At 72.4% G+C, this 3200-nt stretch carries 4 protein-coding genes and 1 pseudogene; 3 read left to right on the forward strand and 2 right to left on the reverse strand.

Annotated features, from left to right (window positions below):
• Together B7767_RS06990 and B7767_RS06995 are read right to left on the reverse strand one after the other, a co-directional pair.
• Positions 1-243, reverse strand: a pseudogene (locus B7767_RS06990) (MDMPI N domain containing protein); the annotation flags it as partial.
• Positions 195-776, reverse strand: a complete 582-nt coding sequence (locus B7767_RS06995; RefSeq protein ID WP_085571377.1) for a sigma-70 family RNA polymerase sigma factor — start codon at positions 774-776, stop codon at positions 195-197. The pseudogene B7767_RS06990 and the gene B7767_RS06995, both read right to left, overlap by 49 nt.
• A 357-nt stretch (positions 777-1133) precedes the next feature.
• Between B7767_RS06995 and B7767_RS07000 the strand changes: the two genes are divergently transcribed.
• The 3 genes from B7767_RS07000 to B7767_RS07015 all read left to right on the forward strand — a co-directional run bounded on the left by B7767_RS07000 (position 1134) and on the right by B7767_RS07015 (position 3136).
• A complete protein-coding gene (locus B7767_RS07000) occupies positions 1134-1514 on the forward strand; it encodes an STAS domain-containing protein (protein WP_085571378.1) in 381 nt (126 codons plus the stop codon).
• A 148-nt stretch (positions 1515-1662) separates the two neighbouring features.
• Positions 1663-2175 carry an EF-hand domain-containing protein gene (locus B7767_RS07005; RefSeq protein WP_085571379.1) on the forward strand — a complete coding sequence of 171 codons (513 nt, stop codon included), beginning with the start codon at positions 1663-1665 and terminating at the stop codon, positions 2173-2175.
• A gap of 520 nt (positions 2176-2695) precedes the next feature.
• On the forward strand, positions 2696-3136 hold the full coding sequence (locus B7767_RS07015) for an ATP-binding protein (protein WP_085571381.1): 441 nt from the start codon (positions 2696-2698) through the stop codon (positions 3134-3136).
• The last annotated feature ends 64 nt before the right edge of the window (positions 3137-3200 follow it).

Here is a 3200-nt window from a genome sequence, read left to right on the forward strand (position 1 = left end):
CAGGCTCTCGGGCCGCTGGAGCAGGCCGACCGCCTCGCGCAGCCGCAGCGCCTCGTCCGCGCAGGACCCGCAGGCGCCGAGGTGCTCCTCGACGGCGTCCGCCTCCGCCTGCGCGCAGGCGGCCAGCGCCCAGGCACCCAGCAGCGACTTCAGCACGTGGTGCTCCAGCACGAGCGGTCCGGCACGGTGCCCGCTCACGCGGCGCCCCCGATCCCGGGCGGGTTGCCGGGGGCCCCGACGTCGTGCGCGGTGGCCAGCAACTGCAGGCCGAGGCGGAGCCGGCGGCGCGCCTCGTCGTCGGTGACGCCCAGGTCGGCGGCGGTCCGGCGGTAGTCCCGGCGCTGGAAGTACGCCAGTTCCAGGGCGGCCCGCAGCGGCGCCGGCATGGACTGGACGATGTAGTCGGCGCGGGCCGCCACCGAGGCGTGCCGCACCGTGCGCTCCAGGTCCTCCGTGGTGCCGGGGCCGCCGCGGGCGAGCGCCGCGGTCTCCGTGGTGCGCAGCCGTCGTACGGCCAGCAGGCTGGTCAGCGTGGCGAGCCAGGTGCGCAGGGGTTCCTGCGCGGGGTCGTAGGAGTCCGGGTGTTCCCAGACGTGGGCGAAGACGTCACGGGTGACGGCGTCGGCGGCGTGTTCGTCGCCGACGACGCGGTGGGCGAGGCCGTGCACGAGCGAGGCGAACCGGTCGTAGAGCTCGCCGAGGGCCGCCGCCTCCCCGCGCGCGAGCCGCTGCTGCATCCTGCGGTCCCAGCGGGGCGGTACGTCCGTTTTCGGCATGCGGCCCCTCACCCCCTGTTCCTTCCCGGTCCCGGGTCGGTCGGTACCCGGTTCCGGTGTGGCCTGCGACCCCAGGAATGTAGTCGGCACGGAGGAGGGCGCACGCCCCTTTATGGCAATGTGCGCCCCTGGAGGAGCCGCAGGTGGTAAGGGGCCGCCCGCCCACGTCGGACACCGTCCGGGCCGCATCCGCCCACCTCCGCACCGATCGGAACCGATCGAATCAGATCGAAGACGACTAAAATAAGCCCTTTCTGTTCGGCATCCGTTTCTCGGCTCGCGTTTCAGGGAACGGCCGGTGGGCAGCCGCGCTGCAAGGAAGCGTAGGGACTGCTTCCGTTTCGGTGAGCGAGGGGCGTGGTGGTGACCTTCAAAGTGACCGACAAGGAGCACGGCGAGTGGGCCGTGCTCCGGGTCTCGGGCGAGCTGGACCTGGTGACGTCCCCGGTGCTGCGCCAGCGGGTGCACGACGTGGTGGCGGAGGGCAGGCACAGCCTCGTCCTCGACCTCTCCGAGGTGTGGTTCTGCGACTCCAGCGGGGTCGGCGTGCTCATAGCCTCCCGCCGGCTGCTCCGCTCCTGCCGGGGCAGTCTGCGGCTGATCCTCCCCGCGCGGGGGGCCGCCGACGGCAGTCACGTCAACAAGGTGCTCGGCGCCCTCGGGGTCCGCCGGCTCTTCGAGATCCACCCGGACGTCCCCTCCGCGGTCGACGAGGACTCCCGCCCGCTGTCGGCGTGACGCCGCGCGCGGGCGCTCACACGTGTCACACGCTTGTCCCGTTATTCCCCCGGTCTTGGTCCAGGCGTCGCTTTCCGGCTCCTCGGAGACCCACCACCACGTACGCTCCCAGCGAGACGACCCACTGACCTAAGGCGGCCTGAGAGACATGGTCACCAGCGAGTACGAGCGCAGGATCGCGGCCCGCTTCGCGGGCTTCGACCAGGACGGCAACGGCTACATCGACCGCGAGGACTTCAGCAAAGCGGCCAAGGCGCTGCTCGCCGAGTTCGGCACCGCGGCCCGCTCCGACCGGGGCCAGGCCCTGTACATCGGCGCCGAGGCGTTCTGGCAGGGCATGGCGGGGATCGCGGACCGCGACGGCGACCAGCGCATCACGCGCGAGGAGTTCGTGAACGGCGCGGTCAAGCGGCTGCGGGACAACCCGGACCGGTTCGCCGAGATCGCCCGACCCTTCCTGCACGCGGTGCTCGCCGTCGCCGACACCGACGGGGACGGCACGGCCGGCGTCGAGGACACCGCGCGGGTCCTCAAGGTGCTCGGCGTCCCCGAGGACCTCGCCCGTACGGCCGCCGCCGCGCTGGACTCGGACGGCGACGGCAGGATCGGCGAGGAGGAGATCGTCCGGTCCTTCGCCCGCTACTTCACCGTCCCCGAGTAGCTCCGGCGACCCCGGCGGTCCCGGTGGCCTCGGCGGGACGCCTCCGCGCGGATGTCACGGATCGTGGCATTTTCATGATCACGGAGGGTTGATACCGGCTTGTGTCCTGTGCGGCACTCGTCACGGCCCGGAGTCGGACGTCCGCTCCGGTACCTTGTGTGGGATGCGAGTGGTCCCGCGTACGCACCGCGCCGGAGTCGCCCCCGAGGCGACTCCGTACCGGCCGGTGCCTGCGACTTCCCGCCGGGTGGCCAGGCGAAACGCCGGCACCCGTTCGACTTCCCGCGGCGGGCGTCGCACAGTATGCCGCACGTGTACTCCTTCGCGCTGGAATATGCCCGAAGCGCTTGTTGGGGTGACTGTACGTCAACCATGCTGTCCCACAAGGGATTCACGTTCCGTGACCCCTGTCCCGGCCGTTGTTCTGGCCATGCAGAAAATGGCTACGATCGTGGCCCTCGTGAGGCGCGAGTCCAAGTGTCCGCCGGTTCGGATGGTGTGAGCGGTGCAGGTGCTTCAAGTGCAGCTGGAGATCCGGCCCGACCCCGCTGAGGTGGGACGGGCCCGGCGGTGGGCCCGTTCGCGGCTGGCCGGCTCGGGCATAGGGGCCGACGAACCGCTCGCCGAGACCCTGATCCTGCTCGTCTCGGAGCTCGTCACCAACGCCGTGGTGCACACCGGCTGTCCGGCCGTGCTGCGGCTCTCCCTGCCGGGGGAGGACGCCGAGGAGGCCACCGTCCGCCTGGAGGTGGCCGACCGCAGCGAACGGGCGCCGGTGCCGCGCTGTGTGGACGGCGAGGCGACGGGCGGGCGCGGGCTCGCGCTCGTGGACGGGCTGGCGGACCGGTGGGGGTGGAGCGCGGAAGGGGCCGGCAAGCGGATCTGGTGCGAGCTGGACCGCTGCGGTCAGGTGTCCGGCGGTGCGTCGGCGTGCGGCGGGCTGGCCTACGAAGCGGTGTGAGTGCGCGGGGCGTGCGGTGCGTGGGCCCGGGGACCGGTTCGTGCGGCGGGGCCGTCGTGGTTGG

The sequence above is a fragment of the Streptomyces sp. 13-12-16 genome (assembly GCF_002114215.1).
Lineage (GTDB): Bacteria > Actinomycetota > Actinomycetes > Streptomycetales > Streptomycetaceae > Streptomyces.